Below are 13643 nucleotides of genomic sequence, written 5' to 3' on the forward strand. Positions count from 1 at the left end.
AGCGTCGTCGTAGACGACGGGTCGCTCCGGCAACTAGGCTGAGGACTTCGGTGGAAACGCTTGCGGATCGGATAACGCGTGACGGCCCGTTGAACGAGCTCGACGCCGTCGGCTGGATCATTCGGCTCACGAAGAAGCTCGAGGCGCTCCACGCGCGCGGGCAGACGCACGGCAGCGTGTCGCCCGCGGCCATCAAGGCGGCAGCCGTGCCGCGCACGTCGCTCGGGATGCTCGCGCCGAGCACCTCCGCGCCGAGCCGGACCGAATTCCACTCGCCGGAGCGCGTCCTGAAGGGCAGCGTCGCGCTGGCCGACGACACGTGGGCCGCGGCGGCGACGCTCTACACGCTCCTGACGGGCCAGAGCCCCTTCCACGCGGCCGACGAGGACAGCATCCGGCAGAAGATCGTGTCGACGTCCCCGTCGCCGCTCTCGGTCTTCGACGTCGGCGACGACGACCTGCAGCACATCCTCGACGCCGCATTCGAACGAGACGCGACCCGTCGCGCCTCGACGATCACCGCGCTCCGGCAAGCGCTCGAGTCGTGGCACCCGGATCCGACGGTGAAGGACCTGCCGGCGCTCGTCGACGACGAGCTCGAGGAGGACGACGACGAGGCTCGCACGGTCATGCGCGCGGTGCCCAACATGCAGCAGATGCGCGCGGTGATGGCGAAGCGCGAGCCCGCTCCAGCGCCACGCGCGGCCGCGCAGACGGTGCCGAACATGCCGGCGGTCACCGCCCTCGCTGCCGCGACGGTGCCAGGCGCGCCGCTGCCGAGGGCGCACGATCTGCTGGAGGACGACGACGAGAACGCGAAGACGTCGCTCATGAAGATCCCGATGGTGCCGATGCGAAAGCCGGCGCCGTCCGGGAACAACGCCGCGCCCGCGCCCCCAGCGCCCGCGCCGGCCTCCACGCGCACGGGCGCGGTGCTGCCGGCGACCGGGTTCGGCCCGATGGGTGGTCGCGCGCCCGGAGGCGTCGCAGCCCGCGCAGCCGTCGCGCGCCCCGGTGCCGCAGGCGCGCGCGCCGCGGCGCAACCCGCCGCGCCCGTCGCGGCCCCGAAGGCGCCCCTCGCCCCGCCCGTGGGCGGCATCTCGCGCGAGGCCGTCATCGACGACGGCGACGACGAAGAGGCGACGGTGATGCGCGAGGCGCCGCTCGAGCTCATCCGCCAGACGACGAGCGACGGCGGCGGAGAGGCCGATCGCGCGACACCCGTCAACCCGATCTCGGCCGAGGTCGCCGCCGCGGCCACGGGCGAGGGCCTCCGCGACGAACCCACGCCGCCCGCGCAGAACATGGCGCACGCCTTCGACGACGAGGCGACGGTGATGCGCGAGACGCCCATGCCCGCGCTGGCGCCCGCGCCCGCGCCCGAGATGCGCGCGCCCGAGCCGACGATGGTCCTGCCCGAGGAAAGCGCGTCGGCGCCCATGCCCGCGAGCTTCGCGGACGTGGCGCCGCCTGCGCAGCCGAGGGCGGACTCGCTGCCGGATCTCTTCGGGAGCGTCGCCGACGAGCGCCCGCCGCTCTCCGCCGAGCAATCGATGCGCGCCGCGGCGATGCCTCAACCAGCGCCGTCGCCGTTCGCGGCCCCGCGGGAGAGCGCGCCTTCGCCGCTCACCGCCCCACGGGAGAGCGCGCCTTCGCCGCGTGTCACGCCGCCGCCCTATGTCGCGATGCAACCGGCGCCGCCGCCGCCGAGCGCCGCGAAGGGCCTGCTGCTCGGCGCCCTCATCGCGCTCGTGCTGCTCGCCGCGGGCGTCGGCGTCTACGTCGTGCTGCTCAAGAAGTGATCACCGCCAGCCCGGGGCGCGGGGCCTGCCCCGGCGCGTGCTCACGAGGAGCTGGATCTCCGCGTCGAAGCCGCCCATGTCGACGCGCTGAGCGAAGGCCCGATCGAGCCCGAGCTCCCGCGCGGCGCGCGCGCTGTCGGCGGGGAGCGGCGAGATCCACGCGATTCGACCTCCCGGCTCGAGGACGGACGCGACGTGCTCGAGGAATCGATCGAAGAACACGCGCAGATCGATCCCGCGCAGCACGCGCCGGCCCATCGGCGGGTTCGTCAGGACGAGCGTCGGCGGCGCGCCGCGCGGCACGAACGAGAGCGCGTCGCCGCGCGCGAGCACGGCGTCCTGAATGCCGATCGCCGCGAGGTTCTGGCGGGCCGCTTCGAGCGCCGAAGCCGACGTGTCCGTGCCGAGCAGCCGCGCGTAGGGGCCGGCGAGCGCGCGCTCGCAGAGCTCGGTGCCCGAACCGACGAACGGGTCCCACACGACGTCTTCGGGCCGAACGCCCGCGACCCGCACGAGCGCGGCGGCGATCGTCGGGTGCGAGGCCGCGGGCACGTCGCGCCCGCGGTAGGTGAAGCGTGGATCGGCGACCCGCGGGCAGAGCTCGACCTCGATCGCCTTGCGCTCGGGCAGCTCGTGCACGAGCGCCTCCCAGGTGCTCTCGGTGGGGTCGTTGACGAGCTTCGGGTTCGCCGCCGCGATCACCTCGGCCGCGCGCCAGATGCTCGCGCGGCGCTTGCCGCCGCCGGCCCAGGCGATGCGGAAGCGGATGGGGCCGGCCGTGAAGTGCTCGAGCAGGCGGAGAGCCTCGGGCGACGTGAGGGCAGCCGCGACGGCCTCGGCGACGTCGCCCGAGGGCCCGAGCGGCACGGGCGGGAGCGGGAAGCCGAAGAAGAGCATGGTCCTCGCCTGGAAGAGGCGCGCGGGCGGGCCGATGAGCGTGGCGAGGACACGATCCCCCTCGCCGTCCGGCGCGACGCGAGGCGCGAGCCTGACGTCGATCTCGCGTACCAGGATGGAGGCGAGGCCCGCGCGGCAGTGGAGCGCGACCGGCACGGGCGAGGGCGCCGGCTTGTCGACCTCGAAGGACGAGGGGACGTCGCGGCCCGCGGTCCGCTGCGCCATGAGCGAGGCCTTCGCCGTGGCCCGCGCGAGCAGCTCGTCGCCGCCCGTGTCGAGCTCTCGCAGCGCGCGGGCGGCTTCATCGCCCCCGGTTTTTCCGAGCGCCGAGGCGATCACGCGACGGGCCGGCGCGTCGCTCTCCACGGCGAGCGCGGCGGCGAGCGCGGCGGCGGCCTCGGGGCTCTTGCGCTTGCCGAGCGCGTTCGCGGCGAAGCGGCGCGCCCGTGGATCCGCGTCGCCGAGCGCGTCGATCAGGAACGCCGAGAGCTCGGGCGCGTCCTCGGTGGCCGCGACCTTCCCGACGAACGCGACGAGCCGCGCGCGCGCCTTCGCCTCGGCCGCGCGTGCTCGCTCCATCGCGACGCGGGCGGCCTCCGCGCCGAGCCGCAAGAGCGATCGCTCCGCGTCGTCCGCGAGCTCTCCTTCGGCTGCGACGAGCTCGCAGAGCGCGGCCGCGTCGCCCCTGCGCGGCGAGAAGCCGGGATCCCGGATCGCGTCTTCCAGCCGGAAATCCGGAGCTCTGCGCGCCGTCATGACCTCTGCTCGCTCGCCCCGCGCGGCGCGCGCGCCGCCTCGACTCCGACTCGCCGTTCGTCCACGGCGCGAGGATACGGCGCGCGTGCCCTTTCGCCACCGGTTCCGGCGTTCATTGCCTTTCCTGCCCCCCCTTCCGCCGCTACACTCGGCGTATCCGGTGCTCGACGTATCTGCCGTCATCCCTCGCACCGCGCCTCCGGCCGAGGTGCTGCGGGCCGCGCTCGATGCGCTCGAGCGAGGCGAACGTGTCGTCGTCGCCACCGTGATCGCCCGGCAGGGCTCCGCGCCTTGCACGCCTGGGCAGAAGCTCGCGCTCTTCCAGGCCGGCGCGGCCATCGGCACCGTGGGCGGCGGCGCCGTCGAGAAAGCCGTCCTCCGGGCGATGGCCGACGCGCTCGCCGCGGCCGCGCCTCCTCCGCGCGTCGACACCTTCCGCCTCGGGCCCTCGCTCGGCATGTGTTGCGGCGGCTCCGCCGAGATCCTGATCGAGCCCCTCTCGCCCGACCTCGCGGTGCTCGTGGTCGGCGCCGGGCACGTCGGCGTTTACCTCGCGCCGCTGCTCGCCTCGCTCGGCTTTGGCGTGACGCTCTGCGACGCACGCGAGGTCGCGGCGGATCCCGCGCGTTTGCCGCGTCCGCCCGGCGGCGCCGAGGCCTCGCCGCGCTTGCGCCTGCTCCAGGCCGAGCACGACGATCCCGAGGTCCGCGCCTCGCTCCCCGCGGATCTCGGCCGCGCCGCGGCGCTCGTCATGACGCACGACCACCAGCTCGATCAGGCGGTGATCGAGTGGGCGCTCGGCGTGGGCTTCGGTTTCGTCGGGGGCGTCGGCAGCCGCGCGAAGGCGGCGAGGACGCGGGCGCGGCTCGAGGCCAAGGGCGCCTCGGCGGCGGACATCACGCGCGTCCGCATGCCGCTCGGCGTGGACGTGGGCGCGCGCAGCCCTGCCGAGATCGGCGTCGCGATCGCGGCCGAGCTCGTGTCGTGGCGCGCGGGTTTGAACGGCAGCCGCCGCGGCGCGCGGGCCTCGGGCCACGGCGAGATCGAGAAGGAAGAGGACGCATGACGAATACCGTGTCGATCGTGCTCGCGGCCGGGAAAGGTCTGCGCCTCGGCGGGCCCAAGGCGCTGCTCCTCTGGCCCGGCGCGCCCGGGCAGAAGCCGCGTCCGCTCGCGATCGCGCACGCCGAGGCCCGGCTCTCGGCCGAGTCCTCGCGGGTCGTCGTCGTCGCGCGCAAGCCCATCGTGCAGGCGCTCATCCCGTTCGTTCGTCCGGGCCTCGACCTGCTGGTCTCGAACGCGGCCGACGACCTCGGCCCCGCGGGCTCCATCGCCGCGGCGGCGGAGCGCGTCGGCGCGGACGATCGTGTGCTCGTGTGTCCCGTCGACACCTTGCCTGCCCGCGCGGCGACCACGGCGGCCTTGCTCTCGGCCCTCGGCGCGGACGGCGCGCCTCCGCTCGCGACGCGCCCGCGTCACGGCGGCCGCGCGGGGCACCCCGTCGCGCTGCAGGGCCGCGCGCTCGATCGGTATCGCCAGCCGAACCCGCCGCCGCTGCGAGATCACCTCCACGCGCTCGGCGGCGACCTTCGTGACGTCGACGTCGACGACGCCGACGTGCTCGTGGACATCAACACGCCTGCCGAGGCGATGCGGTACCTGCGCGCGCCGCCCGCGTTCCTCGGTGAGTAGACCTGGAGAGGAGCTTCTCGTGGGAGAGACGTCTGGAACCCGGCGCGCTTGGGCGCGCGGCACCTTGCTCGGGCTCGCGGTCGGCGATGCGCTCGGCACGACGCTCGAGTTCAAGGCCTGCGAGGCGCCGCCCTTCCCCGAGCTCGCGAAGGGCCCGCACACGGGCGTCACGGGTGGTGGTCCTTTTGGTGTCGCCCCGGGGCAGGTCACCGACGACACGCAGATGGCCACGTGCCTCGCGCTCTCCTTCAAGGCGCACGGGCGGTTTCACGCGCCCGACGTCGCGCAGCGCTACGTCGACTGGATCCCGCACGCCTTCGACATCGGCAACCTCACGCACGCCTCGCTCTCGATGATCACGCGCGGCGTCTCCCTCGGCGAGGCCTCGCGCCGCGCCTGGCTCCACTCCGAGCGCAGGACCGCGGGCAACGGCTCGCTCATGCGGATCGCGCCCCTCGGCGTCGCGCTCGCGCAGAGCCCCGAAGCGCGCCGCCTCGCCGCGCTCGCCGACAGCGCGATCACCCACTACGACCCGCGTTGCCGCATCACCTGCGCCGCGCTCTGCGCCGCGATCGCCGCGGCTGGCGCGGGCCGGACCTCGGCGACGGACATGTTCGAAGCGGCGCGGGCCGAGGTCGAGGCGGCGGCCGCGACGCTCATCGATCTCGTCCCCACGGACGGCCGTGACGTCGAGGCGGCGCTCGCCGCGCTGCGCAAGGACCTCGAGCTCGCTGTGCGGGACGATCCCGAGCTCTACGGCCCCGAGCTCCACATCCACCAGCACGAAGGGTTCGTCCGCGTGGCGTTCCGCCTCTCGTTCTGGGAGCTCCTGCACGCTCCCTCCTACGAGGCCGCGCTGATCGACGCCGTCAACCGCGGCGGTGACGCCGACACGAACGGCGCCATCACGGGCGCGCTCCTCGGCGCTCGTTTCGGCGAGGACGCGATCCCGGCGGCGTGGCGCGAGCGTGTCCTCGGCGCGCTCCAGGACGGCCCGCCGAGCGCGCTGCGTGACGTCTACCATCCGCGCCGCCTGCTCGAGCTCGCGGACGGGCTGTAGCGAGGAGAGAAGCGTTTCTCCATCGCCGCGTTCCGCGGTATCGTGTCGCCTGCGATGACGACCGCCGCGCAAAACGCCTCGTCCCCCCGGCCTCCCTTCATCGGGACCAACGTGCCTCGCACCGACGGTGCGGCCAAGGTGACGGGGCGCGCCGCGTACGTCGACGACCTCCCGCGTGAGCCCGGTGAGCTCTTCGGCGCCACCGTGCGTAGCCCCGTCCCGCGGGCCCGCCTCCGCGGCGTCACCCTCGATCCTTCGTTCGACTGGAGCGACGTCACCGTCGTGCGCGCCTCGGATCTCGTGGTGAACGAGGTCCAGTGTATCTCGGCCGAGCAGCCCATCCTCGCGGCCTCGGAGATCCGCCACGCCTACGAGCCCGTCGTCCTCCTCGCGTGCGCGGACAAACGCAAGCTCGCGCAGGCCGTGCGCGCCGTGAAGCTCGACCTCGAGCCGCTCGCGCCCGTCCTCGACCCCGAGCAATCCTTCGCCAAGGTCGACGTCATCTGGGGCGAGGACAACGTCCACAAGCGCTTCTCCATCACCAAGGGCCGCGCCGACCTCCCCGATCCGAGCGCGAGCGCCGCCGCGATCGAGGCCGCCATCTCCGGCTGCGAGGTCGTCGTCCGCGGCCGCTACACGACGCACCACCAGGAGCAGCTCTACATCGAGCCGCAGGGCGTCATCGCTCGCTGGGACGAGCGCGGCGTGCACGTCACCGGATCCCTCCAGTGCCCGTATTACGTCAGCAAGGCGCTCGTGCACGCCTTCGGCCTACCTGCCGAACGCGTGAACGTCACGCAGGCCGTCACCGGCGGCGGGTTCGGCGGCAAGGAAGAGTATCCCTCGGTCCTCGCCCTCCACGCCGCGGCGCTCGCGCAGAAGAGCGGCAAGCCCGTGCGTTTGATCTACGACCGCAAGGAGGACATCGAGGCGACCACCAAGCGTCACCCGGCCATCTGCGAGATCGTCAGCGGCTGCGATCGTGACGGCACGCTCCGCGCCCTCTCCATCCGCATCCTCATGGATGGCGGCGCGTACATGACGCTCACGCCCGTCGTCCTCTCGCGCGGCGCCCTGCACGCGGCCGGCGTCTACCGCTGGGACGACGTGCGCATCGACGCCATCGCCGTCGCCACGAACACCCCGCCGAACGGCGCCTTCCGCGGCTTCGGCGCGCCGCAGACCATCTGGGCGATCGAGCGGCACCTCGATCGTGTCGCCAGGGAGCTCGGCCGCGACCCGGTGGACCTCAAGGCGCAGAACATGCTGCGCGAGGGCGACACCACCGCGACGGGCCAGATCCTGCGCGGCTCGGTCGGCGTCGCCGAGTGCGTCGAGAAGGCCCTCGCGGCGAGCGGGTACAAGGACAAACGCCAGGCGCCTCCCGTCGTCCGCGGCCGTGTCGCGCGGGGCATCGGCGCGAGCGTCTTCATGCACGGCGCGGGCTTCACCGGATCGGGCGAGAAGTACCTCAAGGGGCGCGTCGCCATCGATCTGCTCCCCGGCGGCCGCCTCCGCATCCGCACCGCCTCCACCGACATCGGCCAGGGCACCGAGACCGTCTTCCGCCAGATCGCCGCCGACGCCGCGGGTGTTGGGATCGAGGACGTCGACTTCGCCGTCCCTGCGACCCCGTACGTCCCCGACTCCGGCCCCACGGTCGCGTCGCGCACCGTCATGGTCGTCGGCGGCATCGTCGAGCGCGCCGCCCGCGAGATCGCGGCCCGCGTCCACGCCGAGCAAGAGACGGGAGGTGGCGACTTTGCCGCCGCCGCCGATCATTTGCTCTCCAAGGAACCCGAGGTCACCGCGCTCGTGCAGTACGAGCACCCCGGCTGGGTCACCTGGGACGACGTCACGTACAAGGGCGACGCGTACCCCGTGTACGGCTACGCGTGTGACGTCGCCGAGGTCGAGGTCGATCTCGACACGCTCGAGGTCACGGTCACGGGCTTCTGGTCCGCGACGGACGTGGGCAAGGCGATCCACCCCGTCATGTGCAAGGGCCAGATCGAGGGCGGCAGCCTCCAGGCGATCGGCTGGGCGCTCTGGGAGGACGTCGTCTGGAAAGACGGCCTCATCCTGAACCCGCGCATGACGAACTACATCATCCCGACCGCGCTCGACGCCCCGCCGATGCACGTCGACCTCGTCGAGGCCCCGTATGCGTACGGCCCCGGCGGCGGCGCCAAGGGCGTCGGCGAGCTGCCCATGGACGGCGGCGCGCCGGCGATCGCCGCGGCGATCGAGCACGCGACGGGCATTGTTTCTCGCGATCTACCCCTCTTGCCCGAGCGCCTGCTCGAGCTCCAGAACGCGCAAAAGGGCTGAACCGGTCGTCCGCGAACCGAGGGAGAACCCAGGGCCATGCGAATCCTCCACACCATGCTCCGCGTCGGCGATCTCGACCGATCGCTCGCGTTTTACCAGGACGTCCTCGGCATGAAGCTCATCCGCCGGCGGGACTACCCCGAGGGCCGGTTCACGCTCGCGTTCGTCGGGTACGGCGACGAGTCGGAGACGGCGGTCCTCGAGCTCACGCACAACTGGGACACGAAGAGCTACGACCTCGGCACGGGGTACGGCCACATCGCGATCCAGGTCGACGACGCGGCGAAGGCCTGCGACGAGGCGCGAAAGCGCGGCGGCAAGGTCACGCGCGAGGCGGGGCCGATGAAACACGGCACCACCGTGATCGCGTTCGTCGAGGATCCGGACGGCTACAAGATCGAGTTCATCCAGCGCAAGGTGGAGGAGTAACCTTGAAGATCACGCTCACCCTCAACGGCCACGCGCGCGAGGTCGATCTGCCGCCGCTCGTGCGTCTGCTCGACGCGCTCCGGGGTCCGCTCGGCCTGCCGGGGACCAAGGAGGGCTGCGGCGAGGGCGAGTGTGGCTCGTGCACGGTCCTGCTCGACGGCGAGCCCGTGAACGCGTGCCTCGTCTCGATCGGCCAGTGCGAGGGGCGCGCCGTCACCACCGTCGAGGGCCTCTCGGACGCCACGCACCTCGCCCCGCTCGCGCGTTGCTTCGTCGATCACGGCGGCGCGCAGTGCGGCATCTGCACGCCTGGCATGCTCGTCTCGGCCGAGGCCTTGCTCGCGCGCCGGCCCGAGCCCAGCGACGAGGAGATCCGCGAGGCCATCGCGGGCAACCTCTGCCGCTGCACCGGCTACCAGCGTATCGTCGACAGCATCCGCGAGGCGGCGCGCGAGCGTCGGGAAGCGGGAGGCGCGGCGTGAGCCTCGCGGATCTGCCCTCGCACACGATGCAGCGCGCGGCCTCCCTCGACGCGCTCTGCGGCCTCCTCGCCGAAAGGCACGCGCGCGGCGAAGGCACCGTCCTGCTCGCGGGCGGCACCGACTGGGTCGTCGAGCAGGAGCTCAAGCCCCCGCGCGGCGACGGCGCGCCCCTGCCGCTCGTCGTCGACATCTCTCGCATGGACGAGCTCCGCGGCATCTCGCTCACGCGGGGCCTCTTGCGTATCGGCGCGGCGACGACCTACCTCGAGATCCGGCAAAACCCCGCCGTCATCGAGCGCACGCCCCTGCTCGTGGCCATGGCCCGCGAGCTCGGCGCCCTCCAGATCCAGGCTCGCGGCACGCTCGGCGGCAACCTCGCCACGGCCTCGCCTGCGGCGGACGGCGTCGCGGCGCTCGCGGCGTACGACGCGACCGTCGTCGTGAAGAGCGTCCGCGGCGAGCGCCGCATCCCCTTCTCCTCGCTGCAAACGGGCTACAAGCAGGGCACGCGCGCGCCGGACGAGGTCATCGTCGCCGTGGAGATCGCGGTCCCGCCCGAGGGTTCGCCCTGGTTTTGGCGCAAGGTCGGCACGCGGCGGGCGCAGGCCATCTCCAAGGTCGCGCTCGCGGGCATCGCGGCGCGCTCCGAGGATCGGGCCGTGCGCTTTGGCCTCGGCATGGCCTCCGTCGCGCCGGTCACCGCCACGCTCCTGCAGACGCGCGCCCTCGTCCTCTCGCGGCCCCTCCCCGCGATCACGGCGCAGGACCTCGACGCCGCCGTCCTCTCGGACATCGCGCCCCTCTCGGACGTCCGCTCGACCCGCGAATACCGCCTGCACGCCGCGAAGGCCGTCGTGCGGGGCTTCTTGCGCGACCTCGGCGCGCCCGTCTGAAAACTCGATTGGCGGGGCAAACATGACCGAAGACTTCACCTTTCGCCTCATCCGCCCCGAGGACGACCCTGCGGTCGCCGCCGTCATCCGCGCCGTGATGCCCGAGTTTGGCGCGGACGGGCCCGACTTCGCCATTCACGACCCCGAGGTCTCGGCGATGAGCGCGGCGTATGCCGGGCCTCGCTCGGCTTATTTCGTCGTCGAGATGGGCGGGCGCATCGTGGGCGGCGCGGGGCTCGGTCCGCTCGAGGGCGGCGACGCGGACACGGCCGAACTCCGCAAGATGTACTTCTTGCGCGAGGCGCGCGGCAAGGGAATGGGCGAGCGCCTGCTCCGGCACGTCCTCGACGTGGCCGCGCGCGAGCGCGGTTATGCCCGGGTCTACCTCGAGACGCTCACGGGCATGGATTCTGCGATGCGCCTTTACGAGCGCCTCGGCTTTCGCCGCCTCGATCGCCAGCGCGGGTGCACCGGACACCACGGCTGCAATCGTTTCTACATGCTCGATCTGGTCCCCGCCGTGACCAGTTGAGGGCGCGAACCAAGGCTGCTCCTGACTTGCTTTTTCCGAAGCTGGGGGTCTTTACTTCCCCCATGAACGGTCTTCGAGCCCTTCCCCTCGCCTTCTTGCTCGCCATGGGCGCCGTCGCGTGTGGCGCGCCCCCGCCCGAGCCCAATATCGCCTCCTCGGCGACGCAGCCCGGATACGCCCAGGATTATCCGGCGGCGATGCAGCAAATCGTCAAGGATTTCGGCCGCGACGACGATGACTCCCGCACGCTCTCCTCGGGTTTTTCCCAGTACCCGCAGGGCCTCAAGGCCCCCGACTGGAGCGTCGTGGGCGACATTCACCGCAGCGCGGACGACGCGGGCCGGAGCCGCGCGTACGTCGACCGCACCCGCGAGGTCACGGGCGCGGCGGCGTTCTTCGCGGCCGAGCAGGACGAGATCGTCAAGAAGGTCGCCGGCTCGGCCACGTACGCGGCCAAGCAAAAGGGCTGCGAGGCCGACCTCTCGGGCGTCGTCGCCAAGTCCCTCGAGGACTCCGTCGACAAGCAGCTCGAGAAGCGGCTCCGCGAGCGGAACGAGGCCCACGCCATCATCGACCGGCACCGGACCCAGCTCGGCAAGGAGGACGCGGCGACGCTCGAGGAGCAGGCCGACCAGATCAGCCGCGCGAGTTACCTCGTGCACATCGCGATGGTCGAGGAGAAGGTGCGCCTGCGCGCCCTGCTCGAAGAAGCGGAGCAGGTGAAGAAGACGCTCGACGATTACATCACCCGGGAGCGCGCCTCGCAGGGCCAGGGCAAACCGGCGGATCAGAAGGCGAGCGAGGCCCGGATCACGCGCGCCCAGGAGAGCAAGGCGCAGATCGACAGCGCGCTGACGCAGGGCCGCGAGATGGAGCCGAAGATGGAGGAGCGGATCACGGCCGCGCAGAAGCGGCACGCGGACGCGATGACGGCGCTGCTCGCCGACGTGGACAAGCGGGCGAAGGACGCGGGGCAGAAAAAATAACGTTCGGCCTGGCGATCGACGCAACTGCCGGGGGGCTCCGGTCGATATGCGAGGGCGGGGGGACGATCCCTCGCTCGACCAGGAGGCCCATCATGCCCTCGTTTTTCCCGTTCCCCGGTCCTGGAAACGTCCTCCCCGAGGCCCCCGCGGCCCAAGACGCGGCGGAGGAGCCGCTCGTCCCCGCGCCGCGGCCTGCGCGCGCCGATCCCACGCTCGACTCCACCCCGCCGCCGCCGAGCGGAATGGTGGACCTCGCGTGGGACGACACGCAGCCGATGAGCGTGATCCGTTTTCGCCCGGAAAAGCCCTAGAGAACCCCCGCAGAGGGCGCGTGTTCGCTCGGCGCTGCGTCCTCTGCGCCGCCCTCGCCCTCGGCCACCTCGGCGACCGGGCGGCGCACCACGGTCATGAAGAGCCGCGCTGCCGTCCCTACCTGCTCGAGCGGCTGCGTCATCACGGGCGGCGCCTTCACGAACTGCACGGCCACGTCCTGCGCGCCGTGCAGGAAATAAAACCGGAAGCGGAAGCCCTCCTCCTGGCGGGCCTCGTCCTGCACGAGCGCCCGGAAGCGCCCGTAAAACGCCTCCACCCGCGTGCAAGGCGCGACCTCCGTGAAGAAGTTTTTCCCGACGACCCGCTCGGGGGGCAGGCGCGAGAGCTCCGATTCGTAGCGGTTGTAAAGCAGGATCGTACCTACCTCATCGAGGACGACGAACCCGTAGGGCAGCTCGTCGACCTCCTCCTTCGACATGGCCGCGAGACGCTCGATCGCGTCGAGCGCGCCGTCCTCCGACACCATGGGGGCCTGTACGGCCGTGACCAACTCGCTGCTCAACGGACACCTCCCTCTCGCATTCGGAACGCCTCACCCCATCCCCCCTTGTCGAGCAGTCGCATCAGGCCCCCGAGCATCTCGGGGACGTAATACCTCTGGAAATGCGCCGCGTTGAACATCGAGCCCGCCTCGAACACCGCGAACACCCACGCGGCCACCGCCCTCGGGATCGCCGACCTCGCCCGCTCCACGCCCGCCACCATCACCAGGCCGTCCGCCGAGATCCGGAACGCGTCCATCGCCGGGTGCGCGGCCGCCGTGCGGGACCAGGCCGTCTGCATGATCGAAGACGCGAGCTTCGGCCCCAGCCATTTGCGCGTGTAGATCGAACACGCATTCATCACGGCCGCGGCCAGCGCCACCTCGGTCGCGTTTCCCTCCAGCATCGCCGGGCGCAGCGACACGGGTGGCCTCTCCGACGACGGCGGGCGCGGCGGCGGCGTCGACCCGCGCTCGTCGAGCGCGATCACGTCGAAGACCGCCTGGCGGAAGCACCGGATGGCCGTGAGCGCGACCTCGGCGTCGGCCTCGGTGGGCAGATCGTCGACCCGGGCGCGTACCACGCGCCCTCGCTCCAGCATGACCTCCCCTCGCCGCCTGAGGGCTCGGACCTCCACGACACACGTCCGGCCTCGGGAGCCCAGGGAGCCGAGCAGATCGTCGAGCCCCACCTCGTCGAGTTGACCTCGAAGGATCAGCCGACCCCGCGCGCGCTCCGAGGACACGCCGGCCCGATCGGCCGACCACGCGGCGTCCGTCCCTCCGAGCCACGCTCCTCCCCCGTCCCCAGGGGCCGCGTTGTCGAACATGAGCACTCCCTTCCTTCTCTTGTTGTACATGGTTCGTACAACGTTTGGTCAGGAGCGTCCAGCAGGAATTTCAAGTTCTCCGGTTAGGAAGAGCCGCAGGGAGCCGCCCACGGCTCCCGGATCTCGACCCGAACGTAGA

At 72.4% G+C, this 13643-nt stretch carries 14 protein-coding genes; 11 read left to right on the forward strand and 3 right to left on the reverse strand.

The features are described 5' to 3' along the window. Window positions 1-50 precede the first annotated feature (50 nt). Complete coding sequence (locus GF068_RS09130; protein ID WP_153818918.1) at window positions 51-1802, forward strand: protein kinase family protein; 1752 nt, start codon at window positions 51-53, stop codon at window positions 1800-1802. On the opposite strand, the gene GF068_RS09135 is transcribed toward GF068_RS09130, so the two are convergent. After that, window positions 1803-3455 (reverse strand): HEAT repeat domain-containing protein, encoded by a 1653-nt coding sequence (locus GF068_RS09135; RefSeq protein WP_153818919.1) that lies wholly within the window; start codon window positions 3453-3455, stop codon window positions 1803-1805. A gap of 85 nt (window positions 3456-3540) precedes the next feature. Here GF068_RS09135 and GF068_RS09140 point away from each other — a divergent pair, with 85 nt between their 5' ends. The 10 genes from GF068_RS09140 to GF068_RS09185 all read left to right on the forward strand — a co-directional run bounded on the left by GF068_RS09140 (window position 3541) and on the right by GF068_RS09185 (window position 12171). Then, a complete protein-coding gene (locus GF068_RS09140) occupies window positions 3541-4521 on the forward strand; it encodes an XdhC family protein (RefSeq protein WP_338046300.1) in 981 nt (326 codons plus the stop codon). After that, the gene (locus GF068_RS09145) at window positions 4518-5147 is read left to right on the forward strand and encodes a nucleotidyltransferase family protein (RefSeq protein ID WP_153818921.1); all 630 of its coding nucleotides are present in this window, start codon (window positions 4518-4520) and stop codon (window positions 5145-5147) included. Before GF068_RS09140 ends, GF068_RS09145 begins: the two co-directional genes overlap by 4 nt. 19 nt (window positions 5148-5166) lie before the next feature. Further along, complete coding sequence (locus GF068_RS09150) at window positions 5167-6207, forward strand: ADP-ribosylglycohydrolase family protein (RefSeq protein ID WP_338046301.1); 1041 nt, start codon at window positions 5167-5169, stop codon at window positions 6205-6207. Between the two features lie 111 nt (window positions 6208-6318). After that, window positions 6319-8538 carry a xanthine dehydrogenase family protein molybdopterin-binding subunit gene (locus GF068_RS09155; protein ID WP_338046302.1) on the forward strand — a complete coding sequence of 740 codons (2220 nt, stop codon included), beginning with the start codon at window positions 6319-6321 and terminating at the stop codon, window positions 8536-8538. Window positions 8539-8574: 36 nt separating this feature from the next. Further along, window positions 8575-8967: a lactoylglutathione lyase gene (gloA, locus tag GF068_RS09160; protein WP_153818923.1), complete on the forward strand. Its 393-nt coding sequence runs from the start codon at window positions 8575-8577 to the stop codon at window positions 8965-8967. 2 nt (window positions 8968-8969) lie between these two features. Next, window positions 8970-9449: a (2Fe-2S)-binding protein gene (locus GF068_RS09165; protein ID WP_153818924.1), complete on the forward strand. Its 480-nt coding sequence runs from the start codon at window positions 8970-8972 to the stop codon at window positions 9447-9449. Beyond that, window positions 9446-10342 (forward strand): FAD binding domain-containing protein, encoded by an 897-nt coding sequence (locus GF068_RS09170; RefSeq protein WP_338046303.1) that lies wholly within the window; start codon window positions 9446-9448, stop codon window positions 10340-10342. Before GF068_RS09165 ends, GF068_RS09170 begins: the two co-directional genes overlap by 4 nt. A 22-nt stretch (window positions 10343-10364) precedes the next feature. Then, the gene (locus GF068_RS09175) at window positions 10365-10874 is read left to right on the forward strand and encodes a GNAT family N-acetyltransferase (RefSeq protein WP_153818925.1); all 510 of its coding nucleotides are present in this window, start codon (window positions 10365-10367) and stop codon (window positions 10872-10874) included. 62 nt (window positions 10875-10936) lie between these two features. Continuing rightward, entirely contained in the window at window positions 10937-11860 is a 924-nt protein-coding gene (locus tag GF068_RS09180; protein WP_153818926.1) for a hypothetical protein, read from the forward strand. 92 nt (window positions 11861-11952) lie between these two features. After that, window positions 11953-12171: a hypothetical protein gene (locus tag GF068_RS09185; protein WP_153818927.1), complete on the forward strand. Its 219-nt coding sequence runs from the start codon at window positions 11953-11955 to the stop codon at window positions 12169-12171. Here GF068_RS09185 and GF068_RS09190 read toward each other — a convergent pair. Beyond that, a complete protein-coding gene (locus tag GF068_RS09190; RefSeq protein WP_206079425.1) occupies window positions 12168-12695 on the reverse strand; it encodes a PAS domain-containing protein in 528 nt (175 codons plus the stop codon). The two genes, GF068_RS09185 and GF068_RS09190, sit on opposite strands and share 4 nt — an antisense overlap. After that, entirely contained in the window at window positions 12692-13504 is an 813-nt protein-coding gene (locus GF068_RS09195; protein ID WP_170319369.1) for a DUF4388 domain-containing protein, read from the reverse strand. Before GF068_RS09195 ends, GF068_RS09190 begins: the two co-directional genes overlap by 4 nt. Window positions 13505-13643 lie beyond the last annotated feature (139 nt).

This window comes from Polyangium spumosum (assembly GCF_009649845.1).
GTDB classification, from domain to species: Bacteria; Myxococcota_A; Polyangia; order Polyangiales; family Polyangiaceae; genus Polyangium; species Polyangium spumosum.

Excerpts from the sequence above, each read along its gene's own strand:
- GF068_RS09135 (WP_153818919.1), bottom strand. The coding sequence starts at position 3,455 with ATGACGGCGCGCAGAGCTCCGGATTTCCGGCTGGAAGACGCGATCCGG.
- GF068_RS09185 (WP_153818927.1), top strand. The coding sequence starts at position 11,953 with ATGCCCTCGTTTTTCCCGTTCCCCGGTCCTGGAAACGTCCTCCCCGAG.
- GF068_RS09175 (WP_153818925.1), top strand. The coding sequence starts at position 10,365 with ATGACCGAAGACTTCACCTTTCGCCTCATCCGCCCCGAGGACGACCCT.
- gloA (WP_153818923.1), top strand. The coding sequence starts at position 8,575 with ATGCGAATCCTCCACACCATGCTCCGCGTCGGCGATCTCGACCGATCG.
- GF068_RS09195 (WP_170319369.1), bottom strand. The coding sequence starts at position 13,504 with ATGTTCGACAACGCGGCCCCTGGGGACGGGGGAGGAGCGTGGCTCGGA.
- GF068_RS09145 (WP_153818921.1), top strand. The coding sequence starts at position 4,518 with ATGACGAATACCGTGTCGATCGTGCTCGCGGCCGGGAAAGGTCTGCGC.
- GF068_RS09180 (WP_153818926.1), top strand. The coding sequence starts at position 10,937 with ATGAACGGTCTTCGAGCCCTTCCCCTCGCCTTCTTGCTCGCCATGGGC.